Source organism: Listeria immobilis, from assembly GCF_014322765.1.
In the GTDB taxonomy this organism is placed as follows: Bacteria; Bacillota; Bacilli; order Lactobacillales; family Listeriaceae; genus Listeria; species Listeria immobilis.
Map to the genome: position 1 here is coordinate 54748 of NZ_JAASTZ010000010.1, position 25754 is coordinate 80501.

Below are 25754 nucleotides of genomic sequence, written 5' to 3' on the forward strand. Positions count from 1 at the left end.
TACTTAGAAACTTTCATAGCAAAAAGCGCCGTCTTGCAGGCGCTTTTTTAGTTTTCTCAAACTATGCTTCTTTTCCATGACAATTTTTATATTTCTTTCCGCTACCACAAGGACATGGATCATTACGTCCAATATGTTGATCTTTACGAATTGGTTGGCGTTTAGCTTCTGGCTTGCCTTCATCTGGATTAACAGCCTCACCTTTAGCAACCTGCTCACGTTCAAGGTTTTGACGAATTTCTGCTTTCATAATGTAACGAGCGACATCTTCATCAATAGAGGATACCATTGTTTCAAACATCTCGAAACCTTCTGATTGGTATTCACGAAGCGGATCGATTTGACCATATGCGCGAAGATGAATTCCATCACGAAGATGATCCATCGCATCAATATGATCTACCCATTTCGTATCAACCACACGAAGTAATACTACTTTTTCAAATTCGTTAAACTCTTCTGGTGGTAACATTGTTTCTTTTTCGTCATAAGCGGCTTTTATTTTATCTAAAATTAGATTTTGAATATCTTCACTTGTACGATTTTGTAAATCATCCAGTGTAATCGTGCCTTCTGGAAGTAAATTGGCATCTACATAATCAATGATTCCTTGCAAGTTCCAGTCTTCTTCTGGCTCACGACTGGAAGCATTACTTGAAACAATGTAATTCACTGTACGTTGAATCATTTGATCAATAATTTCACGCAAACTATTTTCAGCATTAATTACTTCATAACGTTGCTTATAAATAACTTCCCGTTGTTGGCGAAGTACATCATCATATTGTAGTACTTGTTTACGTGAATCAAAGTTATTTCCTTCGACACGTCTTTGTGCTGATTCTACTGCACGACTAACCATCTTACTTTGGATTGCATCTTCTGCCATACCAAAGCGTTCCATCATACTCTTCATATTATCAGAACCAAAGCGACGCATAAGTTCATCTTCCATAGAAAGATAAAATTGAGTCACACCTGGATCACCTTGACGCCCAGCACGACCACGCAACTGGTTATCAATACGACGAGATTCATGGCGTTCTGTACCAATAACAGCTAAACCACCAGCTTCAATGGTACCTTCACCAAGTTTAATGTCTGTACCACGACCGGCCATGTTCGTTGCTATTACTACTGCGCCTTTTTCACCGGCATTTTTAATAATATCTGCTTCACGTTCATGTTGTTTGGCATTCAGTACTTCGTGTTTAATACCTTTACGTTTTAATTTGCTAGAAATAAGTTCCGATGTTTCGATTGCAACAGTACCAACAAGAACTGGTTGTCCTTTGGCATTTCGCTCTGCAATATCTTCTACAACCGCATTAAATTTCGCTTCAATTGTTGTAAAAATCAAATCCGGACGGTCGTCACGAATAATAACTTTATTAGTTGGAATCTCAATAACGCGCATGTTATAAATGTCACGAAATTCTTCTTCTTCCGTTTTCGCAGTACCAGTCATCCCAGCAAGTTTTTTGTACATTCGGAAATAGTTCTGGAATGTGATAGTTGCCATTGTTTTAGATTCATTTTGGATAGTCACGCCTTCTTTTGCTTCTAAAGCTTGATGTAATCCCTCGCTAAAACGGCGACCTTTCATAATACGACCAGTAAATTGATCAACAATTAGTACCTCGTCATCTTGAGCTACATAATCAACATCTAAACTCATTGTATAGTTTGCTTTAAGTGCTTGAGCAATATGATGCAAAATAACTGTATTCTCTAAATCAAACAAGTTATCTACATCAAAATAATTTTCACCTTTCGTCATACCATCTTCAGTTAATTGTACAGATTTTGTTTTTATATCAACTGTATAATCTTTCTCTTCTGTCAAAGTACGAACAAAAGTATTTGCTCGAACATAGAGAATAGTCGATTTCTCGGCTTCTCCTGAAATAATCAATGGGGTTCTTGCTTCATCGATTAAAATGGAGTCGACCTCATCAATAACTGAAAAAGCTAAAGGACGTTGCACCATTTCTTCTTTGTAAACGACCATATTATCACGTAGATAGTCAAACCCTAATTCATTATTTGTACTATACGTAATGTCACATGCATAGGCTTCTCGTTTTTCTGCACTTGATAATGCATTTAAGTTTAATCCTACAGAAAGACCTAAGAAATTATATAAAACTCCCATTTCTTCCGCATCACGATGTGCCAAGTATTCATTGACTGTAACAACATGTACACCCTCGCCAGAAAGCGCATTTAAATAAACTGGTAGTGTTGCTGTTAGCGTTTTACCTTCACCAGTTTTCATCTCGGCGATATTACCTTCATGTAGAACAATCCCACCCATTAATTGCACTTTAAATGGATATAGACCAAGAGCACGTTTTGCTCCTTCTCTAGCTACAGCAAATGCTTCTACTAATAAATCATCCAGTGTTTCCCCTTTTTGAACACGCTCTTTGAACTCTACTGTTTTTTCACGTAGAGCTTCATCAGAAAGGGCTGCTGTTTCATCCGCCAATGCAATGATTTCATCTGCTTTTCTTTCCAAATATTTAACATCTTTTTTTCCTGATTCAAAAATCTTTTTCAATAGTCCTGCCATTTAAATTCTCCTCTACTGTTTTCGCTGTCTTCATGCAGTTTCATCTATGATAACTTTCAGGAATTATCTTATTTTAAATACACAAACCAATTCTATCACTTATTAGATAAAATATACAACTGCTTATCTCTTTTTAATGAATAAAAAATTAAATATGTTCATATATTCTTCACTCTTAACAAAAAAGTGAGGACCAGAATCTGGCCCCCACCCTTTATTTCAAAAAATTAATTCGTTTCAATTAAACCATACTTTCCATCTTTACGTGAATAAACAATATTAGTGCCATTAGTTTCAGCATCTGTATATACATAAAAACTGTGTCCAAGCAAATTCATTTGTAAAACAGCTTCTTCACTATCCATTGGTTTTAATGAAAATTGTTTTGTTCTTACGATTTCAAGATCAAAATCACCTTCATGTTCTTCCGGTGGTGTACTGCCGTTTACATCTGAGTAGGCAAAATAGTCTCTTTCTGCCCCTTTATCACGGAATTTACGATTTACTTTTGTTTTATGTTTACGAATTTGTCTCTCTAGTTTATCTACAATTAAGTCGATACTTGCATATAAATCTCCACTTGTTTCTTCTGCACGTAAAACAAGATTTGGGAGAGGAATAGTCACTTCAACTTTCGCATTTTTATCAGAATATACTTTTAAATTAACATGTACGTTAGCGTCTGGTGTTTCCGTAAAATAACGTTCTAGTTTATCAATTTTCTTTTCAACGTAATCTCTAATAGGTTCCGTCACTTCAATATTTTCACCACGAATGTTGTACTTCAGCATAGTAATTCCTCCTTTGAAATAAAACAAATAACGATAAAGAAGAGTATTCTTCTTACTCTTAGTCTACGTGAAAACAACACGTTTTGCAAACATTTGCACAAAGAGTTTTGAAGCATTATTCTACTTATCTTTATTTACTATTTTATTCCACTAAATATACGCTCGCAAACCTTTTTTAGCAGATAAATATTAACTATCTAAATATTGTTACTGCGGATACTCTTTTGACTCCCGCTTTTTTTAATTGCTGAGCTGCTAAGTTAAGCGTACTACCTGTAGTGTATATGTCATCAAAAAGAACAATCTCCTGTTGATGACATATTTCTCTCTGGAGATAAAAAACCTGCTCACTTTCCAAGCGTTCTTTTTTAGTTTTCTTAGATTGCTTTTCAGAATGCTTTCTAGCTAATAATTCCTCGTATTTAATCCCAGCTTGTTTTAACATTCCTGCCGTTTGATTAAAACCACGTTCTAGTTTCCGTTCTTTACTTATTGGAATCGGAACAATTATAGCGTTACTTTTGATGAATATCTGTTTAAGTTCTTGTTGAAAAATTGCACCTATTATATAGTCTCCTTGAAACTTATATTTTTTCATATAATTTTTTGCAAAATCGTTATACCGGAATATGGATTTATTGCTATCTAAATAAAACTGCTTATTTTGACAGTCATTACATACTGAAACCGCTGATTCTTTACTACATCTTTCACACAAGTGCTTTCCCAGTGCTTCAAAACTTGAGAAACATGTTCTACAACATAATCGTTTTTCTCCAAACAACCATTTCCAATCCCAACTTACTTCTGATTTTAAAGCTTGGAAACATAACAAACAGCTAGTCATCTAACAATCCCTCTGCAAAACCTAGTTCATTCATGCTTTGAATATGTTTAATCGCCCGCTTCATTTGAATTGTTTTTCCATAGTGGAAAAAGCAAACATCACCAGTGGGGTGTGTCTTTTTTCGTCCAGCGCGTCCGGAAATTTGAACTAAAGCTGCTTCTGTAAAAATCCTTTCTTCGCTTCCAAAAACGGCAACTTGAATATTAGTGAATGTTACACCTCGTTCTAAAATAGTTGTAGTTAATAATAATTTGATTTTCTCTTCTCGCAACCAAGCTACTTTTTCTTTTCTCGCTTCATCTGCTGAATGAACTGTGACTGGTTTTTCAAAGCCATATGTCACCAATACTTCTGCAAATTTTTCCATAACTTTAATCTCTGGAAAGAAAATGAGTGCTGGTTGTTTATATGTGTTAGTTTCCTTCATCCAATTGATAAGTTTTGGAGATATTTTACCTTCTGTTAGTTTTTTCTTCCATGGGCCAATCCAGCAAAGTTTTGGTACTGGAAGTTTTTTCCGGTGATAACGTGCTGGAATTTTCACAAAATGCCTTTTTCCTTGGATACATTCTTGTTGCCACTTTTCTTCTGGAGTTGCTGTAATAACAATGGTGGTACCTTCTTTTGAACGGGCTTTACTTACTGCGTATTCTAAAAATGGGTCTTTTGCAAAAGGAAAAGCATCTACTTCATCAATAAATATCACTTGGAATGCATCGTAAAAACGAACTAACTGATGCGTTGTTGCAAGCACAAACTGCTCATTTTGATATTTCTCTTTCGAATCACCATAGAGACAAACTATTTCCATATTTGGAAAAACTGCTTTTAAACGTGGATGTAATTCTAAGCATACATCTACTCTCGGAGAAGCTAAACATATTTTATAGCCATGTTTTAACGCCATATTCATTCCTTCAAACAGCATTTCTGTCTTTCCTGAACCTGCAACAGCCCATAAGAGCATATCTTGCTTTTTTTCTAAGCTGGCAACCACCGCATCAGAAGCTTTTTTCTGTCCATCTGAAAGTGTTCCATCCCATTCCAAAAAAGATTCTTTTCTTTTTGGTAGAAGTATTGTTTTTTGGAAATACAATTTTTGACAGCTATTTACACGCCCCATAACAATACAATTCCGGCAATAAGTGCAAGCCTCTTGACCACAATATACACAATCCATCTTTCCAAATAATTTTTGATTTGTATTACCACATCGAAAACACTTATTTTCAGATATAGCTGCTACTTCCTCCAGCCCCTTGGTATTTTCAAGTTCACTTTCTTGATACAGTCTTCCTGGAAAAACGTTCATTGTGATTCACCTCTATTTAGTTATACAATATTTAGCTTATTCTTGCAGAAGTGATTATCTTATTTTCAATCTGTTTTCTCATGGGGAAAACAGATTTTTTCCTAGAAGAAAATTAGACTTTTCCTCCATTTAAAATCCTTAAAAAACAATTTTGCCCTTCACAAAAAAATTCCCCAGCTTTTTGACTGGGGAATCCTTATTTAATTGACCAAGTTAGTCCGAGCGCGCCTTCACCAAGGTGTGTTCCGATAACTGGTCCAAAATAACTTAATTCAAATACCATTTCTGGAAACTTCTCTTCTAAATGTTTTCGCCATGCTTCACCTTTTTCTGGATCATTTCCATGAATAACGTAGGCTTTTTCTGCTGTTTTATTTTGAATAGCAGCTTGGAGTATATCCTCAATTCGTTTAAGCGCCTTCTTTTGGGTCCGCACTTTTTCAAACAAAACAATTTGCTTATCACTAAAATGAAGAATTGGTTTGATTTGAAGTAGACTCCCTACAAGCGCTTGAGCTCCATTAAGGCGACCACCACGTTGTAAATTGTTTAAATCATCTACCATAAAATAAGCATCTTGGGCTTGTTTTATTTTATCCAATTCCTTAAGAATATTCTCTACAGATTCATTTTCAATAGCCATTTTAGCCGCTTTAATAACAAGCATTCCTTGTGCCATACAAGAAAGTTCCGAATCATAGGCAATAACATTTAAGTCCTCAATTCCTTCTCCAGCTGTAGCAGCATTTTGGAAGGTCCCACTAATACCACTGGATAAATGAATCGTAATTATTGTGTCAAACCCTTGTGATTTCAGCGATTCAAACAATTGAATAAATTCTCCCGGGGCTGGTTGAGAAGAAGAAGGAAGATCCTTAGATACTTTTACCATTTCATAAAAGTCTGCTGTAGATAAATCCTCTCCTTCTCGATAAGCTTTGCCGTCAATTATTACAGAAAGTGGTACGACATTAATTCTTAGTTGTTTTTTCACTTCATCTGGCAAATAAGTTGTGCTATCCGTCACCACTGCTATTTTTCCGTTCATATTTTCCCCCTGCCATTTTCTTTAGCGGATGTATACCCAGCCATGTTTAATTGCTGTTACTACCGCTTGCGTTCTATCGTTTACTTTCATTTTTTGTAAAATGCTACTGACATGATTTTTAACTGTTTTTTCACTGATGAAAAGAGTTTCGCCAATTCCACGATTACTTTTCCCATCCGTAAGAAGTTGTAACACTTCGCATTCTCTATGTGTCAAAATGTGTAACGGCATTTTCACTTCGGGCTGTTGATACCCATACACACCTTGTGCTGTATTCGTACTTGCTAAATGTCGATATTCACGAATTAATTTAATTGCTACACGAGGATGAATATACGCTCCACCATTTTCCACTATTTTGACAGCTTCTACAAGTTCGTGTGCGTCCATTTCTTTCAATAAATAACCTACAGCACCGGCTCTAAGTGCTTCCGTCACATATTCATCTGTATCGTGAATAGTTAAAACGATTACTTTAATACTCGGAAATTGACGAACTAACATTTCAGTTGCATCTAATCCATTAACTGTTGGCATATTAATATCCATTAAAACAATATCTGGTTTATATTCTCGGACCTTTGCTACAATATTTTTACCATTTTCAGCCTCCGCTACAACCTCAAAAGAATCTTCCAATTCTAAAATTCGTTTGATACCTTCGCGAAACAACTGATGATCGTCTACAATCATGATTTTGAGTGCCATAATGACTACTCCTCCTTCATTTATCTATTTTCATCAAGCTAATTGCAATCGAAAACATCAACCTTTTTAGTAGCGAAACCACTTAACCTTATAATCCCTGCCACAATTTGGCAATAAACTTTTCTCTTTTAAGTACTTTTTACTCTGACTACGTTATTTTCAGAAAAACTTTATCTCCATTATACTGCATAATACGAGAAAATTACTTCTATATGCCTATAAAGAGAAGCTGAAAACTAGTCTAAAGTAATAGTAGTTTTTATTATAACACGAATTTGCCACTACTTCACCCGCTGTACTCAGAAAAATATCTATACAATTGCTTTACTTTCAGATAAAATAAAAGCTAGCTAAACGCATCAACTTTTGGAGGTTTCCTATGTTAGATCAATATTTAACCATTCATCATAATGGGACACATGAAATAATCATTGAAAAATCTCGTTTCATCTGTCACCTTATGCGAGTTACAAACGAATCTGATGCACAAGCGTTTATTCAACAAATAAAAAAAGAACATCGAGATGCCTCACATAATTGTTCTGCATATATTATAGGAGAAAACGACCAATATCAAAAAGCACATGATGATGGCGAACCAAGCGGAACTGCTGGTGTTCCAATGTTAGAAGTTTTAAAAAAGAAGGGCTTAAAAAATATTGTGGCAGTTGTTACCCGTTATTTTGGTGGTACTAAATTAGGCGCTGGAGGCCTCGTTCGTGCATACGGTAGCGCTGTTAGTGACGCTGTTCAAGCTATTGGTATAGTCGAATGCAAACTTGCTACAATCGTAAAATGCACATTTGCTTATCCTCTTCTTGGGAAAATGGAGAATGCCCTAGAACAAAAAAATTATCAAATTGACCAAAAAGAATTCACAGAAAAAGTAGTTCTTCACATTTTTGTCAATAATGATGATTTAATTAATTTCATTCATTGGATAACAGAAATTTCTAATGGTCAAATTGAGACTCAAGAAGGTCCACAAAAATATAGAGAAAAGGATGTCACTTAGCATGTCCACAAACATATTTTTCCAATTACCAGTAACCATTTCCACAGAAAGAACTATTCTAAGAAAAACGACTTTAGCAGATGCTACAAGTTTATTTGATATTTGGTCGGATAGCGAAGTAGCTAAATTTATGAATATCGAAAAATTTTCTACCATTTTACAAGCTGAAGAAATGATTCAGGCCATTGAGAATGAACCAAATGCATGTAGATACACAATTTTCGATACTAAAAATCCACTCCATGCAATCGGGTCATTAGGAATAAACGATGTTAATAATTCTACAAAAATGATTGAAATCGGCTACGAACTTGCTCAAAATTACTGGAGGCAAGGGTTAATGTTCGAAATTTTAACTGCATTTTTAAAAATCACTCAACCTTTTTTACCCTATAAGAATATTACTGCCAAAGTACTTCCCGAAAATGTCGCATCCATAAAATTACTCAAAAAATTGAACTTCCAGCTTATTTCTACGGACAAAGAATTGGATTTGCACTCTGGGAAAATATGTGAAATTAGTAATTATCGCTTAACACTGGGATAGGACAAATATTACATTTTTGAAAGATAGTAACTTTTTTGTATTTTTTTCCTATTAAATTCTGTATAATGAATAAAAGTTAAAAAATAAAGAAAACGTAAATCAAGCGTAACATTCTTTATTCTAACAAATGATACAATGAAACATAGAAAAGTAACTATAAGGAGAATTAATATATGAATACAGGCACGGATGACAGCCGAAGAAGCAGCAAGAAATACAAACGCAGACGAAAAATACTATTCTGGATTTTAATACCTATTATGTGTGTAGTTTTAGCAGGAGTTGGATATGGTACTTACCTTTTTAGTAAAACAAAACTAGCCGCTGACAACTCTTTTGATAATGTAAGAAATGGGCAAGCTTCTACACTTCGCTCAAGTGATATTGAGCCTATAAAAGATAGTTTTTCTATTTTAATTATTGGAGTTGATACAAGCGCTAAACGCGAATCAGACGGAAATCCTCGAAGTGATTCACTTATCTTAGCAACATTCAATGTAAAAGACTCTCGTGTCGAAATGACAAGTATCCCTCGCGATTCTTACGTTCATATTCAAGATTCCAAAAAAGATATTGATAAGTATACTAAAATCAATGCAGCGCACGCTTACGGCGGACCTGAACTCACAATGCAAACAGTAGAAGAAGAATTCCAAATTCCAATCGATTATTATGTTCGTTTTGACTTTGATGCCTTCCTTAAAATTGTTGATGCATTAGGTGGAATTGATGTTGACGTTCCAGTAAGTTTCACTGAACAAGATTCTAATGATAAAGCAGGGGCCATCACACTTGAAAAAGGTCAACAACATCTAAATGGTGAACAAGCTTTAGCACTTGCCCGCACAAGACATATTGATAGTGATATTGAGCGTGGTAAACGACAACAATTAATTATAAAAGCTATTGTAAGTGAAGCAACGTCCCTTTCTTCTATTAGTAAGTATTCCGATATTATCAAAGTTGTTGGTGATAATATGAAAACCAACTTAACTTTTAATCAAATGCTTTCGATTGCAAAATTCGGAACAACTAATAGCATTGATATTAAGTCTCTTAATCTTGAAGGTACTGATGCTCCAATGAATGGCATTTATTATTATCAATTAAATGACGATTCTGTTCAAAGTGTCGCCAACGAATTCGCTGATGAACTTGGCATTACACAACCATTTTCAAACGCCACACCTTATTCGGACGAAGAGTCCACTACAACAGAAACTTCCAACTAAAAAAAACATCCAAAATCGGAATTCCGGTTTTGGATGTTTTTTGCTATTTTCTTTTCCTGTGGATTTTTTGAAGCAAATTAAGAATCGGTCGATAATCTTCTCCTATCAGCCCAATAAATTCTACAATAATTTCGATACTAAATATTAGTAATATAAGTAAAAGCACTGCTCCCCAGGCGGTTGAGAAGGAAAATACAAATCCTACCATTGAAAATAGTAAGGCCATACAATAAATTAACAGTACTGTTTGTTTCTCTGTAAAACCTAAGGCCATTAACCTATGATGAATATGCGATCTATCAGCCGACGATATTGGCATCCGTTTTTTTAACCTACGTATAATTGCAAAAAATGTATCGGATAAAGGTACACCTAGAATAATTAGTGGTACTAAAAGTGAAATAAAGGTTACGTTTTTGAAGCCCATCAGTGATAAAACAGCAATCATATAGCCAAGAAACAAAGAGCCAGTATCTCCCATAAAAATACTTGCAGGCGGAAAGTTGTAAATTAAAAAAGCGGCAACCGCAGCAACAAGAATTAAAGCAACAGGAGCTACAAAAGCGTCTTTAAGTAGAATAGCCATACCCGCAATTGTCATTAAAGCAATAATAGAAATCCCGCCAGCTAATCCATCCAAACCATCTATTAAGTTTAACGCATTAACAATTGCCACGACCCAAATAATAGATAATGGAATTGCAAAATACCCAAAGTCCAACTCTCCATAAAAAGGCACGTTAATAAAATTAATCGTAATATCTCCCCAAAAAGTCACACAAAGCGCTGCCAGAATTTGCCCTAACATCTTCCATTTGGGTGATAAATCAAATAAATCATCTATAAATCCAGTAGCAATAACAATTAACGCACCAAAATAAATCGGAGCAAATCCAGATTTATCAATAGGAGCCAAAAGCATTCCTACAGTAAAACTTATAAATATGACTAGCCCACCTAAACTAGCTGTCGTTTTCGTATGTTGATGCCTTTCACGTGGAACATCAACAGCATTAATACGAAAAGCAAACTTCCTTATTATTGGTACCATAATAATACCAACTGCAAAGCTAATTAGTATACTCCATAACAGCAATATTTTTTCAGCTCCGTCCTTTATTTAACAAAATTTCTTCTGTTGTTTTTGTGTATTTTTGTAGTACATTATGGTTCAAGCCAACACCTATCCCGTATCCATCAGGTACATTTAATCTACCTTGTTCTAATGTAAACTCCGGGAAAATAATATCTTCATGAAAATAACGATTTGAAGCAGAAATATCTCCTGGGAAATTAAATTCTGCTCTTGCTGCAAGCGCTACATTATGAGCTCTACCAATACCAGCTTCAAGCATTCCGCCACACCAAACAATTATATCATTTTCAGCGCAATACCTCGTTATTTTGAGTGCTTCAACCATCCCACCAACACGTGCTAATTTTAAATTTATTGCCTGACAACTTCCAAGGAGATGCGCTTGTTGAACATCCTCTAAGGAGCGAATATTCTCGTCTAAACAAATCCGTGTATTCAATTGTCGCTGAAGCCAAGCATGATTAACAAAGTCTTTCACTCCAAATGGCTGTTCAATCATCTCTAAGCCAAATTGATCTAACTCTTTTAGCAAAGTGAAATCTTCTCTATTATACGCTGAGTTCGCATCTGCCATCAAGCTTAGTTTTGGAAATTTTTCTCGAACCGCCTTAATAAATGCAATATCCTTGTTTGGCTCGATTTTTATTTTCACTCGTTCGTAACCTTCATTTTGGTATTCTTCCACCAACTGAACTAAAGAATCTACACTATCTTGTATTCCTATGCTAACACCTACAGCTATAGATTTTTTTGTCGCACCAATCATTTTGGCTAAAGATTTCTTTTCTGCTTTTGCAAAAACATCCCATACCGCCAATTCAACTGCCGCTTTCGCCATTTCATTACCTTGAACCCAGCTAAAAATTTGATGCACTTCTTCCGGAGCAGCAAAATCTTTTTGCACAAGGTTAGGTAATAAATGCTGTTTAACAATCAAAATAGCTGTTTCCAGGGTTTCTTCTGTATAATCAGGTAATGGAAAAGCTTCTAATTCCCCATATCCGCATATTCCAGCATCATTCATCAATTCAATAATATAAAAATCCTTAGTTTTTAATTCTCCATAACTTGTTTTAAATATCTTCAAAAGTGGAATTTCTGCATGGATTAATCTTGCTTTTTGGAATCGCATTCTACTCCCCCTTCTTCAAGCGTTTACTTTCTTTTCTAATAGCAAACATAAATTGAGGAATCGCAAAAAAACGTCTCCATCTTGATGGATTTGAAAGCAATCGATATACCCACTCCAATTTCAATTTTATCCAAATTTGCGGAGCCCTTTTCACATTATCCGTCAGTACGTCAAAACTCCCACCAACGCCAATAAAAATCCCTTTTTCAAAATTGGTTATTTGCGATAAAATCCATTTTTCTTGCGCGGGTGAACCTAAAGCAACAAAAACGATATCCGGTTTCGTTTCAACGATTTTTCGGCCAATTATTTCACTTTCTAAAGCATCAAAATATCCGTGATGGACACCACAAACTTCCACATTCGGATATTTTTCATTCACTTTCTTTTCCACCATTTGACTGACTTCTGGTTTAGCACCTAAAAAATAGCAACGGAGCGGTTTTTCAAGCAGTCCAATCATGGTATCATATCCAGTAACTCGTTCTTCTAAAGGATTACCTAGTTTTTCAGAAGCCATTATAATACCAATTCCATCAGGAACAATATAATTAGCTTGCTTTAAAACAGCTTCAAACTCTTTGTCTGTGCTAGCATGCATCACAATTTCAGGATTAGCCGTTACAACAAACTTCCTCTCTCCGCTTTGCACATCTTCATAGAGTTTTTCCACAAATCCAGCCTGAGTTATATTATAAAAAGGTATATTTAAAATTGAAACTACTTTCTTTTTCATATGTATCTCCTAAAATACTTTATTAAATATAAGTTTATCATAAATTAGGGTTGCTTTCCTATTTTTAATCTACAAAAAAAGACTGTAAGTAGCACTATGCTATTTACAGCCTTATTAATTAAAATATATTAGTCTAAAATTTGTACTTTAACTTGTTTTACGCCCCAATTGTAACACTCTTGGACTGAGTTAAAATGTACATCAATTTTGTTTCCATTGATAGCGCCACCTGTATCAGCTGCAATCGCTTCTCCGTATCCTTCTACATAAACTTTAGATCCTAAAGGAATAACAGATGGGTCAACTGCAATAACACGCGGATTATCATTTAAATCAATACCACTAGCAGTAACATGTCCCATACCAGGTTCTTCTTTACTGTAAGCAGTTGCTGTTACAGTTACCTCTTTTGATACATTTCCTTGAGATGATGAAGAACTGTTAGATGACGCTGCATTAGATGATGTTGATTTTTGTGTTGTTTGAGGTGCAGCTTGTTTTGGTTGTTCTGCAGTATTTGAATTTGTATTATTTTGCTTCGTTGGTGTTACACTTACAGCATTACTTCCAATAGATAATTTTTGACCTACAACAATTAAATCAGATGAAAGATTGTTCCAAGATTTTATTTGGTTCACAGTTACACCTTTATCTGATGCAATATGTCCCAAAGTGTCTCCCGCAACTACTGTATATTCAGTATTGCTTGTTGTTGATTTTTGTTCTCCATTATTTACTTGCAAGGTTTGATTTGGAAAGATAATGTTAGAACTCAAATTGTTATCTTGTTTCAATTGATTTATAGAAACATTATTTTCATTCGATATTTTCCAAAGTGAATCACCATCTTGCACTTTATACTCAGCTGCAAAAGCTTGAGTTGAACCAGATCCTGCAATAATTAAACCAGCCGCAATGGCTACTACTGTTTTTTTCATGTAATTATTTTCCCTCCTTGATAACTTTCGAGAATAATCGTACCATACGAAACTAGCGACTTGGTTACTAAAAAATTAAGCGTGTATGACAGCAGTTAATAAACGACTGGTTTCTCTGCAATATTTGTAAATTGGCGTTATTATCTGACTTTTCTTGTAGATGGCTATACATGTAGCTTTTATTTTGCTATCATTACGCCCGGTTGTGGTTTGCAAATTAAATAACAGGTCTAAAAATACTTCATTTATTGAACTGAAATTTTTTCTTGAATATAATTGGAAAATTTTTCCATTACAAATACAACCTAAAATAATAAAGATTCTGCTATTTTTCCTATTATTTTATAGTTATTACTTGTAAAAACTTATGCTTTATAACAAAGTATTACACGATTCGTCGTCATCTTGAGAAATATTAATAACATGTTCTTCCTTATTTCTATTAGATAAATACCTAATTTGATGAACTAAAACCTCCGTAATATATATTTTTTGCTCTTCTTTATTTAAATAATTTCTTGATTGCAATTCACCAACAATACCAACCAGTTGCCCCTTACTACAAAATTCTGCCGTTGCTTCTGCTCTTTTCCCCCAAATAACACATTGAATAAAATCTGCATCATTATCAACACGTTTATTTTTCCCAAAACGATTTAAAGCAATTGTCAAATTCAAAACGGCTCTATCTTCTGTGGTCCATTTTAATTCTGGATCTTTCGTTAAACGTCCTACTAAAGTCACTTGATTAATCATGAAATCGCCTCTTTCTTTTGATGTAAAGCGATTATATTGGATAATTATTTTTTTGTAAAATAGCTAAAATGGCTTTTTAAATTGATTTGAGTAGCTTAAAATAGTAATTTTCACTAGAAAAAATAGCTATTTTCCCTATCAAAATACCTATTAAAATAGCATTTTAGCAAATTGCAACTTTTTTTAACGCATGCTATTCTGAAAACATGAAAAAGCACCAAAACCCGCATAGAGTTTTAGTGCCAATTTATTATTTTGGTATATCTGTTAGTGCAAACATAATTTCTGCTTCACAAACCAATTCACCTTCAACAGTGGCTTTCACTTGAGCTTTTGCAATAGCACCACGCATCCGTGTAATTACAGCTTCAAGTAACAGCTGATCTCCCGGAACAACTTGACGTTTAAAACGACATCCATCAATTCCAGCAAACAAACCAATTTTACCTTTATTTGCTTCACTTTGCATCATTGCAATACCACTTGTCTGAGCCAGCGCTTCCACAATAAGCACTCCTGGCATTACAGGATATTTAGGAAAATGCCCATTGAAAAACTCTTCATTTGCAGTAATATTTTTTATAGCTGTAACTTTCTTTCCTTCTTCAACAGAGATAACTCTATCCACAAGTAAGAAAGGATAGCGATGAGGTAATATTTCTTTAATTTTTTTAATATCTAACATAAGAATCCTCCAAATTTAGTATTAGAACCAACTACGCTTTTTAGCTGTAAGCGAATCAAGCAGAACACCAGTACCAAGCGCTACAACATCTAACGGATTTTCTGTGATTAAAACTGGTACTTTCAATTGTTCCGTCATTAATTCATCTAACCCATGCAACAATGATCCACCACCAGTCATAATAATTCCTCGATCAATTATATCCGCAGAAAGTTCTGGTGGAGTTTGTTCAAGGACTTGTTTAGCAGCAAGCACCATTAAATGCAATGAGTCATGAATAGCTGATTCTACTTCAGAGCTAGTGATTGTTATTGTTTTAGGCAAACCGCTCACTAAATCTCTACCGCGAATATCCATAGTTTCTTCCTTAGATCCTGGACTCGCAGTACCAATTGTTATCTTGATATTTTCTGCAGTACGCTCACCAATTAATAAGTTATATTTGCGCTTTATGTAATTTAGTATATCAGAATCCCATTTATTACCAGCAACTTTTACAGATTGACTTGTTACAATGTCCCCCATAGACAACACTGCTACATCTGCTGTCCCGCCACCAATATCAATAATCATATTACCTGAAGGCTCAAAAATTTCCATTCCTGCACCAATAGCAGCAACTTTAGGCTCTTCTTCTAGGAATACTTGTTTACCACCACTTTTTTCAGCAACCTCTCTAATTGCTTTTTGTTCGACAGAAGTGATATTCGTTGGACAACAAATTAAAATACGTGGTCGAGAAAAAAATGTTTTTAAATTGAGTTTTTGTATAAAGAAACGTAGCATTTCTTGTACAATATCAAAATCAGCAATAACTCCATCTTTCATTGGTTTGATTGCTGTAATATCTCCTGGAGTTCTACCAACCATATCTCGAGCCTCTGCTCCAACAGCCAAAACTTCACCAGTTTTATTATTTATAGCGACGACAGCGGGTTCATTAACAACGATTCCTCTTCCTTTTACATGAATTAATACGTTCGCTGTACCTAAGTCGATACCAACATCCTTTGCCATTAATAACTTAACTCCTTTCGTGGTGTATCCCTATTTTTACATCTCATTCTGAATTATAGCATAATTTATGATATGTCGGAATGTATATTTTATGACATTGTGGTTTTTTTACGAAAAAAAAACCGCATCCAGAAGATACGGTTTCCAAAATTCATTTATTAAAATAAAGATGCTAAGTTTTTTGTATCAATTTTAGAATCATCTACACGTTCCACATCTGCACCAAGAGATTGCAGTTTACCATGGAAATTATTGTAGCCTCTATCCAAATATTTTAATTCTGTAACTTGTGTATATCCTTCTGCCACAAGACCTGCAAGGATAAGCGCTGCTGCTGCTCGTAAATCTGTTGCTGCAACTTCTGCTCCTTGTAGTTTTGCTGGCCCGGAGATAATAACAGAATGTCCTTCAATTTTCATGTCAGCATTCATTCTACGCATTTCTTCAACATGCATAAAACGATTTTCAAAAACAGTTTCGGTCATAATACTTGTGCCTTCACTTAGCATTTGAATAACCATCATTTGAGATTGCATATCAGTCGGGAAGCCTGGGTGTGGCATTGTTTTAACATCCACAGCTTTCAACTTATCTGGTCCGATAACACGAATACCATTATCTTCTTCAATAATTTGAACGCCCATTTCTTCTAATTTAGCAATCAACGAACTAATATGTTCAGGAACTGCATCTTCAATTAAAACATTTCCACCAGTAATCGCAGCAGCAATCATAAAAGTACCAGCTTCAATACGATCTGGAATAATAGAATGTTCTGTAGCTGTTAGTTCTTTCACGCCTTCAATTCTGATTACTTCTGTTCCTGCACCAATAACTCTTGCTCCCATTTGATTAAGGAAGTTTGCTAAGTCAACAATTTCTGGTTCACGAGCAACATTTTCAATCACTGTTGTACCTTCTGCTAAAGTAGCAGCCATCATGATATTTTGTGTTGCACCTACACTTGGAAAATCTAAGTAAACCTTAGCACCAACTAATTTTTCAGCAGTTGCTTCAATATAACCATTTTCTATTTTAACAATTGCTCCCATTGCTTCGAAGCCCTTTAAATGTAAGTCAACTGGTCTTGAACCAATAGCACATCCTCCAGGTAGAGCAACACGAGCTGAACCTGTACGAGCTAATAATGGTCCCATTACAACAATAGAAGCACGCATTTTACGCACATACTCAAAAGGTGCATCCGAAGTGATATCTCCAGTTGCATCTACAGTAACCTCATCATTTACAAAAGAAACATCCGCATTTAAGTATTTAAGAACCTCATTAATCGTGAAAACATCAGACAAATTTGGGACATTTTTTAATACGCTAGTACCTTTACTCGCAAGTAATGTAGCAGCTATTACCGGTAAGACAGCATTTTTGGCACCTTCCATTTTTACAGAACCATTTAACTGTTTTCCACCGCGTACAATAATTTTTTCCAAAAAGAACCCCTCCGCGTTACTAATAACTAAATCATTTATCGAATTTTATTAATAAAAATTTTAATTTAAACATATCTTAGTAATTCTACCACTTATTACCCCAAAATATCAACTGATTTTAACCTAATATTAAAGTTGTTTTAAAGTTCTATTAATTTTTTGCTACTATATCCACTTTTTACCCAATAAAATTAAGCAATTGTTTAGAAGCTCCTAAATAATCTAAGAAGAAACTGCTCAATGTATAACCAAGTACTATCGAGATAATAACAAACAATAGTCTTGCTTGTGTTACATGGTTTTTCTTTATGAATTTTTCATAATTAATTGCTTGTAATGCCCAAAAAGTAATCACTATAAATAGTAAATGTGAGATGATAATGATATACGGTGATTCCATAATAATATTATACACTTCTGTTCGCTCCTCATATTTTGCTATTACTCATTTTAACAAATGCTGGTTAGAAAAAACAGCTAATGCACTTATAAGTTTATAAAAAAACTCCCTGATATTAAATACCAGGAAGTAACTTTATATTTAATTATGTTCTTTTGCATGGATTCTATTGATAGCTCTTTGTAATGCAAGACGAGCCATTACTTCATCCACTTTTTGTTCTTTCGCTCGGCTAAGTTCTGCTTCTGCGCGTTCTTTGGCTTTTTCAGCACGATTGATATCAATATCTTGCTCACGCTCAGCTGTATCCGCTAGAATATTTACTTCTTCACCGTTTACTTCCATAAAGCCACCACCAACAGCGACCCATTCTTCACCAGACTCTACTTTTAAACGAACTACGTCAATTTTAAGTGGAGCAACTAGTGGAACATGGCCAGGTAAAATACCGAGTTCACCTGCTTTTGTTCGAGCTATAACCATTTGAGCAACGCCTTCATAAACAGGGCCGTCTGGAGTAACAATACTAACTTTTAATGAACCCATACGTATTTCCTCCTGTTTTTATCAGACTTCAATGCCCATGTCTTTTGCTTTTTCTAGAACATCCTCAATGCGTCCAACTGAACGGAAAGCATCTTCTGGAATATGGTCGTATTTTCCGGCTAGTAAGTCTTTAAAGCCTTTAACCGTTTCTTTAACAGGAACATAAGAACCTTTTTGTCCTGTAAATTGTTCTGCAACGTGGAAATTCTGCGATAAGAAGAACTGCACACGACGCGCACGAGAAACAGATTGCTTATCTTCATCAGATAATTCATCCATACCTAGGATTGCAATGATATCTTGTAGTTCTTTATAACGTTGTAATAACCGTTGTACTTCGGTTGCTACTGCATAGTGTTCTTCACCAACAATATCTGGAGAAAGAGCACGTGATGTAGAAGCAAGCGGATCTACCGCAGGGTAAATACCTTGCTCAGTTAATTTACGTTCTAAGTTAGTTGTTGCATCTAAATGGGCGAATGTTGTAGCCGGAGCCGGGTCAGTATAGTCATCGGCTGGCACATAAATCGCTTGGATAGAAGTAACAGAACCAACATTAGTAGAAGTAATACGTTCTTGCAATTGTCCCATTTCGGTAGCCAGAGTTGGTTGATAACCTACCGCAGATGGCATACGACCAAGTAACGCCGATACCTCTGAACCAGCTTGAGTAAAGCGGAAAATATTATCAATGAATAGAAGTACGTCTTGGTGTTCTTCATCACGGAAATATTCAGCAATTGTTAGACCTGTTAACGCTACACGCATACGAGCGCCCGGTGGTTCATTCATTTGACCAAATACCATGGCAGTTTTTTCAATTACGCCAGAGTCTTTCATTTCAAAGTAAAGATCGTTCCCTTCACGAGTACGTTCTCCAACACCAGCAAACACAGAGATACCACCATGTTCTTGTGCGATATTATGAATAAGTTCTTGGATTAAAACGGTTTTACCAACACCCGCTCCACCGAACAAACCAATTTTACCACCTTTTAAATATGGGGCAAGCAAGTCTACTACTTTTATTCCTGTTTCAAGAATTTCAGTAGTTGTTGCTAATTGGTCGAAAGTTGGCGCTTCACGGTGAATTTTATTACGTTTGATATCGTTTGGAAGTGGCTCATCCAAATCGATAGTGTTTCCTAATACATTAAATACACGACCAAGCGTTATTGTACCAACTGGAACTGTAATTGGACTTCCAGTATCAATAACTTCCATACCTCTTTGAACACCATCTGTTGATGCCATTGCAATTGTACGAACAACATCATCACCTAATTGAATGGCTACTTCTAAAGTAAGTTGGCTAGTTGGTGCTTCTTCTGCATCAGATTTATATTCAATAACTAGGGCATTGTAGATTTCAGGTAAGTTGCCACCTTCAAATTTAACGTCTACAACTGGACCCATAACTTGGATTACTTGTCCTTTAGACATGCAATTATTCCTCCTCACTTACCTTCCCATCTATAGGGACGTATGAAGAAACGCCGACTTTTATTCTAGCGCGGCTGCTCCTCCGACGATTTCGGTAATTTCTTGCGTGATCGCTGCTTGGCGAGCACGATTATATTGTAGTGATAAGTCACTGATTAAATCGGATGCATTATCTGTCGCGCTTCTCATGGCAGTCATACGAGCGGCATGTTCAGCGGCTTTGGCATCCAGAAGTGCTCCGAAAATTAGGCTTTCCACATATTGCGGCAATAACACTTCCAGGATTTCTTGTTCAGAGGGTTCAAATTCGTATGTAGTTAAATCAACATCCGCTTCTGTACCTTTTTCATGAAATTCTGTTAGTGGTAATAATTGCTCTTTTCTCAGTTCACTAGAAATGGAATTGATATGGTGATTATAATAAATGAAAACCTCGTCATAAACACCATCTTCAAACATTTGAACTGTGTTGCTAGCAATATCTTTAATTTCCGCAAATACCGGATGATCCGTTACACCTTGGACTTCTAAAACGACATTCATTTGACGCGCTTTAAAGAAATCACGAGCGGATCTTCCTACAGTGATTATTGCATATTCATCACTAGAAGTATGTTTTTCATTAATTTCTTGAAATACCTCTTTAATTACAGAACTATTATAGGAACCTGCAAGTCCTGTATCAGAAGTAAGAACGATATACCCCGTGCGATGAACCGGTCTTGATACGAGCATTGGATGATCACTACTGTTACCAGTGCTAGCAACATGTGTCACTACGTCTTTAATTTTAGAAACATACGGCCCATAGGAACGAGCGTTTGATTCTGCACGACCCAGTTTCGCTGCTGAAACCATCTGCATAGCTTTTGTAATTTGACTTGTTTTACGAGTAGAGGTTATTCGTTGTTTAATATCGATTAAAGATGCCAAAGATTTTCACCACCTTTGAATTTATTCCGCATCTAAATTATATTTCTTCAGAAGGAACAAATGTATTTTTAAATTCTTTTAATGCTTCATCAAGTTTTGCTTCATCCGGAAGTTTTTTCGTAGTACGAATTTCTTCCAAAAGCTCTGGGTGATTATGATCAAACCATGTATTCATTTCAGACTCAAAACGCAGTACATCATGAACTGGCACATCATCCAGATACTTATGAACAAGCGCATAAAGGATTAATACTTGTTTTTCAACTTTCAAAGGTTTGTGTAAATCTTGTTTTAAGACTTCTACTGTACGTTTACCACGTTCTAATTTCGCGCGAGTAGCAGCATCTAAATCAGAACCGAATTGTGAAAATGATTCTAATTCACGAAACGCTGCAAGATCTAGACGAAGTGTTCCGGCAACAGTTTTCATTGCTTTAATTTGCGCTGACCCACCAACACGAGATACTGAAAGACCGGCGTTGATAGCTGGTCGTACACCTGAGAAGAATAAATCAGATTGCAAGAAGATTTGACCATCAGTGATAGAAATAACATTCGTAGGAATATATGCTGAAATATCTCCAGCCTGTGTTTCTACAAATGGAAGAGCTGTGATGGATCCGCCACCTAAACTATCATTTAATTTAGCTGCACGTTCAAGTAAACGAGAATGCAAGTAGAAAACATCTCCTGGATATGCTTCACGACCTGGAGGACGACGAAGTAATAGAGACAGCTCACGATAAGCTGCTGCTTGTTTAGATAAATCATCATATACAACTAATACATGTTTGCCGTTATACATGAATTCTTCTGCCATAGCAACACCAGCATAAGGAGCCAAATATAAAAGTGGCGCTGGTTGTGACGCAGCAGCAGTAACAACGATTGTATAATCAAGTGCACCGTGCTGACGTAAAGTTTCTACAGCATTACGAACGGTAGATTCTTTTTGACCAATTGCGACATAGATACAAATCATATCTTGGTCAGCTTGGTTTAAAATTGTATCAATCGCAACAGAAGTTTTACCAGTTTGACGGTCACCAATAATTAATTCACGTTGACCACGACCAATTGGAACAAGCGCATCAATTGCTTTAATACCTGTTTGTAATGGTTCGTTAACTGATTGACGTTGCATAACTCCTGGTGCAACTGCTTCAATCGGACGAGTTCCAGTTGTTTCAATTGGACCTAAACCATCAACTGGTTGACCTAATGAGTTAACTACACGCCCAATAAGCGCCTCACCAACTGGAACTTCCATGATTTTACCGGTACGACGAACTTCATCGCCTTCACGGATTTCAGTGTAAGGGCCTAAAATAATGATACCAACATCATTAGTCTCTAAGTTTTGGGCCATCCCCATAACACCATTTGAGAACTCTAACAATTCACCAGCCATTGCATTATCGAGTCCATGAGCACGCGCAATACCATCACCAATATAGGTTACAGTACCAACATCACTCACTTTTAGTTCTGAATGATAATTTTCAATCTGCTGTTTTATGATTGAGCTGATCTCTTCAGCCTTAATGCTCATTAATTTCACCCCTCGTTAAACGGGAACTAAGCTTTAATTTGCCGTTCCATGTCTTTTAATTTCGTTTTTAGACTGTCATCATATATACGGGTTCCAATAACCACTTTGACTCCTCCAAGTAAGGATTTATCAATATGATTTTGAATGTTTAATTTTGTTTTGTTCATTTTCGCAGCAAATACTCTCGAGAGCGCCGTAAGTTCTTGTTCAGAAAGTGGAACAACAGAATAAACATCTGCATCCGCAATTCCTCGCAAGTCATTTACGCGTTTTTGATATACATCCGCAATAACAGAAAGATAATCTTCTCTGCTACGGTCAATTAAAAGAAAAATAAAATCTTTTAAAGTTGGATTTATTGTGTCAAAAACAACGCTGGCAAGATTTTTCTTTTGCTCGGTCGTGAAAGTAGGATTTTCAAGTAATTTCACAAAATCTTTGTTTTCGTTTAGTGCCGATTTTAATTCCTTTAATTCATCGGAAAAAACATCTACTAAATCTTTATCTTGTGCTACTTGAAAAAGCGCATTGGCATAGCGACCTGCAACTTCCAAATCTTTACTCATTTGTCATCCCCTAGCCTTTCGATATAATCTTGGATAAGGTTAGATTGTTCTTTTTCATCCAGATTTTTTTCGATGACTTTCGATGCAATAAGAACAGATAATGAACCGACTTGTTCACGAAGCGCAGAAATAGCATCTTCTTTTTCACGTGCAATATCAGTTTTTGCTTCTTCTTTTATACGTTCTGATTCACGTCTAGCAGTTTTTACAATTTCTTCACGTTCTTTTTCACCAAGCTGTTTTGCGTTCTCAATCATAGTTTGAGATTCAACACGAGCTTGTTGTAAAACACTTTTTTGTTCAGCAAGTAATTTTTCTGCTTGAGCACGGTTTTCTTCAGCCGCATCAATTTCAGAACCAATATGCTCTTCACGCTCTTTCATAATTCCCATAAGCGGTTTCCAAGCATAAATTCGGATTAAAACTAGCAAAATCGCGAAAGCAAAAAGTGTAAAGAATGCATCACCAAACGTAAATGCGGAACCAATTACTAAATGTGGTTGTAACACGCCAGTTTCACTCCTTTCTATCCATTCGCTTAAATTATTCGTTCAACAGAAAGAAATGGGGTAATACTTCCCCAACTTCTCTAATTATTTATTAAGAACCATGAACGCAATAACAACAGCGATGATAGGAAGGGCCTCAACTAATGCAACACCAACGAACATGATTGATTGAAGCATAGAACGCGCTTCTGGTTGACGCGCAACACCCTCGACAGTTTTTGATACGATAAGACCATTACCAATACCCGCACCTAATGCACCTAATCCAACAGCAATAGCAGCTGCAATAACACCTAAAGACATATAATTATCCTCCTAATTTTTCCCAAATTATTTTTTTAATACTTTTTATAAATGACTTAATTGAAAGTTAGTTTAATGTTCGTCACTTACCTTATGTGACATGTAAACCATTGTCAGCATAGTGAAAATGTACGCTTGAATTGCCCCAATAAAGAGCGAGAAGCCTTGCCATACAATCGCTGGAATTATCGCAAGCACGCCTACAAATATATTAATATGTGCAAGTTGAGTGGCAATAATGGTTAACAAAACTTCACCGGCAAAAATATTACCGTAAAGACGTAAACCAAGCGTTAATGTATTTGCAAATTCCTCTACTAATTTAAGTGGGAATAAAAATTTCATTGGACTCAAATAAGTACCAACAAAGTAATGCTTAAAGCCACGCATTTTTATACCATAGTAATGCGTCAAGCCAAGAACCATTATCGCAAGTGTTAATGTGACAATTGGATCTGCTGTAGGTGAACGCCACCATACTTCATCGTTTATTGCGATTTGGAATGGTAGTCCTAGCATATTAGCTACAAAAACAAACATCAATAGCGTAATACCTAGCACATGGAATCTCCCACCGGTTTTCCAATCCATATTACTATTGATAATACCTCTGACAAAATCCATAACCCATTCAATGAAGTTCTGCTTTCCGGTAGGACGCCGTTGCAGATTCCTGGTACAGATAATGGCTATTAGGAGGACAATGACACAAGTCACAGTAATCATCAATATATTCGATAGATTAAAGTCGATTCCTAATAGGCTTATCGTTGGAAATTCCTCTTCCAATTAGGTTCACCCCTCTCTTTGTAAAAACTTTTTTCTGCGGTACATGGAATACACAAAAAAATCTAGAAAAATAATGGCATATGCAAGCCCGAGTCCGATTACCATGCTATAAACATGAAAATATTCCGGTAGTTGCGTCGCTATAATTGTAGCAAATAGCACACTTCCCATTCTGACAGTCATTCCCATACCATAAAATGAACGGTTTTCAGCCAAAGCTCTAGTCATTGATTGTGTTCTTCGCATTAATAGCCAGTAATTAAACCAGCCGACGATTAATCCCAGCTTAAGTCCAAGAAAAATATGTATATAAGGGGTTAAAAACCATCCGCAAAGACAAACTCCAATAAAAAGAACCATATACTTTTGATGACGATGATACATGCCAATTAGCGATTCCAACATTCGGGGCGCAATCCTTTCTTTTAAAAAGATTTTTAATCCAAGTAACCAATCTGAAATCTCAAAGGAGTAAGTTCGGTTTGTGAAAATAGACACATTCCCCCTAATCTACTCCAATCCCAAACACACATGAAAGCCTTATCAGCGTGTCAGTTCTTAGCATACAACAGCCAAAAGAGAAAAGTCAATACACTTTCACAAATAGTGCGTATATCTAATACTAATAGTACCACAACACGGCTAATTCATAAAAGAATAGCACCCTTTTTCTACGTTTTTTTAATTTCAGATTTTATTCGTTTCTTAGATTGCTCCACCAGAAATTTTTTTGTCCATTTAACAGCAATCAACACCTCCGTAATCATTGAGAAAATGAACGGATTGTTCGTGTGATAATTCACAAAAACAACCAAGCCTTTCTTTCT

27 protein-coding genes are annotated in these 25754 nt (G+C 35.7%); 3 read left to right on the forward strand and 24 right to left on the reverse strand.

Annotated features, from left to right (window positions below):
* Positions 1 to 61: 61 nt before the first annotated feature.
* From secA to degU, 6 genes are all read right to left on the reverse strand, one after another.
* A complete protein-coding gene (gene secA / locus HCJ50_RS09185) occupies positions 62 to 2575 on the reverse strand; it encodes a preprotein translocase subunit SecA (RefSeq protein WP_185345701.1) in 2514 nt (837 codons plus the stop codon).
* Between the two features lie 227 nt (positions 2576 to 2802).
* Complete coding sequence (hpf, locus tag HCJ50_RS09190; RefSeq protein ID WP_185345703.1) at positions 2803 to 3366, reverse strand: ribosome hibernation-promoting factor, HPF/YfiA family; 564 nt, start codon at positions 3364 to 3366, stop codon at positions 2803 to 2805.
* A 193-nt stretch (positions 3367 to 3559) separates the two neighbouring features.
* Positions 3560 to 4213: a ComF family protein gene (locus HCJ50_RS09195; RefSeq protein WP_185345705.1), complete on the reverse strand. Its 654-nt coding sequence runs from the start codon at positions 4211 to 4213 to the stop codon at positions 3560 to 3562.
* A complete protein-coding gene (locus HCJ50_RS09200; protein WP_185345707.1) occupies positions 4206 to 5525 on the reverse strand; it encodes a DEAD/DEAH box helicase in 1320 nt (439 codons plus the stop codon). The genes HCJ50_RS09195 and HCJ50_RS09200 overlap by 8 nt, the downstream gene beginning before the upstream one ends.
* Before the next feature lie 196 nt (positions 5526 to 5721).
* Positions 5722 to 6573 (reverse strand): DegV family protein, encoded by an 852-nt coding sequence (locus HCJ50_RS09205; RefSeq protein WP_185345709.1) that lies wholly within the window; start codon positions 6571 to 6573, stop codon positions 5722 to 5724.
* 21 nt (positions 6574 to 6594) lie between these two features.
* Positions 6595 to 7281: a two-component system response regulator DegU gene (gene degU / locus HCJ50_RS09210; RefSeq protein WP_185345711.1), complete on the reverse strand. Its 687-nt coding sequence runs from the start codon at positions 7279 to 7281 to the stop codon at positions 6595 to 6597.
* Positions 7282 to 7660: 379 nt separating this feature from the next.
* Between degU and HCJ50_RS09215 the strand changes: the two genes are divergently transcribed.
* The 3 genes from HCJ50_RS09215 (at position 7661) to HCJ50_RS09225 (ending at position 10075) form a co-directional block, all read left to right on the forward strand.
* Positions 7661 to 8296 carry a YigZ family protein gene (locus tag HCJ50_RS09215; protein WP_185345714.1) on the forward strand — a complete coding sequence of 212 codons (636 nt, stop codon included), beginning with the start codon at positions 7661 to 7663 and terminating at the stop codon, positions 8294 to 8296.
* A gap of 1 nt (position 8297) precedes the next feature.
* Entirely contained in the window at positions 8298 to 8843 is a 546-nt protein-coding gene (locus HCJ50_RS09220) for a GNAT family N-acetyltransferase (protein ID WP_185345716.1), read from the forward strand.
* A gap of 173 nt (positions 8844 to 9016) precedes the next feature.
* Positions 9017 to 10075: an LCP family protein gene (locus HCJ50_RS09225; protein WP_185345718.1), complete on the forward strand. Its 1059-nt coding sequence runs from the start codon at positions 9017 to 9019 to the stop codon at positions 10073 to 10075.
* 43 nt (positions 10076 to 10118) lie between these two features.
* Here HCJ50_RS09225 and HCJ50_RS09230 read toward each other — a convergent pair whose 3' ends face one another.
* The 18 genes from HCJ50_RS09230 to HCJ50_RS09315 form a co-directional block, all read right to left on the reverse strand.
* Positions 10119 to 11171, reverse strand: coding sequence for a glycosyltransferase family 4 protein (locus HCJ50_RS09230; protein WP_185345720.1), 1053 nt, complete (start codon positions 11169 to 11171; stop codon positions 10119 to 10121).
* 7 nt (positions 11172 to 11178) lie between these two features.
* Complete coding sequence (gene menC / locus HCJ50_RS09235; protein WP_185345722.1) at positions 11179 to 12303, reverse strand: o-succinylbenzoate synthase; 1125 nt, start codon at positions 12301 to 12303, stop codon at positions 11179 to 11181.
* A gap of 1 nt (position 12304) precedes the next feature.
* Positions 12305 to 13039 carry a WecB/TagA/CpsF family glycosyltransferase gene (locus tag HCJ50_RS09240; RefSeq protein WP_185345724.1) on the reverse strand — a complete coding sequence of 245 codons (735 nt, stop codon included), beginning with the start codon at positions 13037 to 13039 and terminating at the stop codon, positions 12305 to 12307.
* 128 nt (positions 13040 to 13167) lie between these two features.
* Complete coding sequence (locus HCJ50_RS09245; protein WP_185345726.1) at positions 13168 to 13977, reverse strand: LysM peptidoglycan-binding and 3D domain-containing protein; 810 nt, start codon at positions 13975 to 13977, stop codon at positions 13168 to 13170.
* A 372-nt stretch (positions 13978 to 14349) separates the two neighbouring features.
* Complete coding sequence (locus HCJ50_RS09250) at positions 14350 to 14733, reverse strand: single-stranded DNA-binding protein (protein ID WP_185345728.1); 384 nt, start codon at positions 14731 to 14733, stop codon at positions 14350 to 14352.
* A 250-nt stretch (positions 14734 to 14983) separates the two neighbouring features.
* Entirely contained in the window at positions 14984 to 15418 is a 435-nt protein-coding gene (fabZ, locus tag HCJ50_RS09255) for a 3-hydroxyacyl-ACP dehydratase FabZ (RefSeq protein ID WP_185345730.1), read from the reverse strand.
* Between the two features lie 21 nt (positions 15419 to 15439).
* Positions 15440 to 16435, reverse strand: a complete 996-nt coding sequence (gene mreB / locus HCJ50_RS09260) for a rod shape-determining protein MreB (protein ID WP_185345732.1) — start codon at positions 16433 to 16435, stop codon at positions 15440 to 15442.
* A 158-nt stretch (positions 16436 to 16593) separates the two neighbouring features.
* Positions 16594 to 17886: a UDP-N-acetylglucosamine 1-carboxyvinyltransferase gene (gene murA, locus HCJ50_RS09265; RefSeq protein ID WP_185345734.1), complete on the reverse strand. Its 1293-nt coding sequence runs from the start codon at positions 17884 to 17886 to the stop codon at positions 16594 to 16596.
* 178 nt (positions 17887 to 18064) lie between these two features.
* Positions 18065 to 18301, reverse strand: coding sequence for a DUF1146 family protein (locus tag HCJ50_RS09270; RefSeq protein ID WP_185345736.1), 237 nt, complete (start codon positions 18299 to 18301; stop codon positions 18065 to 18067).
* A gap of 126 nt (positions 18302 to 18427) precedes the next feature.
* Complete coding sequence (locus tag HCJ50_RS09275) at positions 18428 to 18832, reverse strand: F0F1 ATP synthase subunit epsilon (protein ID WP_185345738.1); 405 nt, start codon at positions 18830 to 18832, stop codon at positions 18428 to 18430.
* 21 nt (positions 18833 to 18853) lie between these two features.
* Positions 18854 to 20275 carry a F0F1 ATP synthase subunit beta gene (atpD, locus tag HCJ50_RS09280; protein ID WP_185345740.1) on the reverse strand — a complete coding sequence of 474 codons (1422 nt, stop codon included), beginning with the start codon at positions 20273 to 20275 and terminating at the stop codon, positions 18854 to 18856.
* A 60-nt stretch (positions 20276 to 20335) separates the two neighbouring features.
* Complete coding sequence (locus HCJ50_RS09285; protein ID WP_185345742.1) at positions 20336 to 21208, reverse strand: F0F1 ATP synthase subunit gamma; 873 nt, start codon at positions 21206 to 21208, stop codon at positions 20336 to 20338.
* Positions 21209 to 21245: 37 nt separating this feature from the next.
* Entirely contained in the window at positions 21246 to 22760 is a 1515-nt protein-coding gene (gene atpA, locus HCJ50_RS09290) for a F0F1 ATP synthase subunit alpha (protein ID WP_185345744.1), read from the reverse strand.
* A gap of 26 nt (positions 22761 to 22786) precedes the next feature.
* Positions 22787 to 23326 (reverse strand): F0F1 ATP synthase subunit delta, encoded by a 540-nt coding sequence (locus tag HCJ50_RS09295; RefSeq protein ID WP_185345746.1) that lies wholly within the window; start codon positions 23324 to 23326, stop codon positions 22787 to 22789.
* On the reverse strand, positions 23323 to 23835 hold the full coding sequence (gene atpF, locus HCJ50_RS09300; RefSeq protein ID WP_185345748.1) for a F0F1 ATP synthase subunit B: 513 nt from the start codon (positions 23833 to 23835) through the stop codon (positions 23323 to 23325). The genes HCJ50_RS09295 and atpF overlap by 4 nt, the downstream gene beginning before the upstream one ends.
* Positions 23836 to 23919: 84 nt before the next feature.
* Positions 23920 to 24138, reverse strand: a complete 219-nt coding sequence (gene atpE, locus HCJ50_RS09305) for a F0F1 ATP synthase subunit C (protein WP_003732517.1) — start codon at positions 24136 to 24138, stop codon at positions 23920 to 23922.
* A gap of 72 nt (positions 24139 to 24210) precedes the next feature.
* Positions 24211 to 24927 (reverse strand): F0F1 ATP synthase subunit A, encoded by a 717-nt coding sequence (atpB, locus tag HCJ50_RS09310; protein WP_185345751.1) that lies wholly within the window; start codon positions 24925 to 24927, stop codon positions 24211 to 24213.
* Between the two features lie 6 nt (positions 24928 to 24933).
* Positions 24934 to 25332, reverse strand: a complete 399-nt coding sequence (locus HCJ50_RS09315; protein ID WP_185345827.1) for an ATP synthase subunit I — start codon at positions 25330 to 25332, stop codon at positions 24934 to 24936.
* Positions 25333 to 25754: the final 422 nt, after the last annotated feature.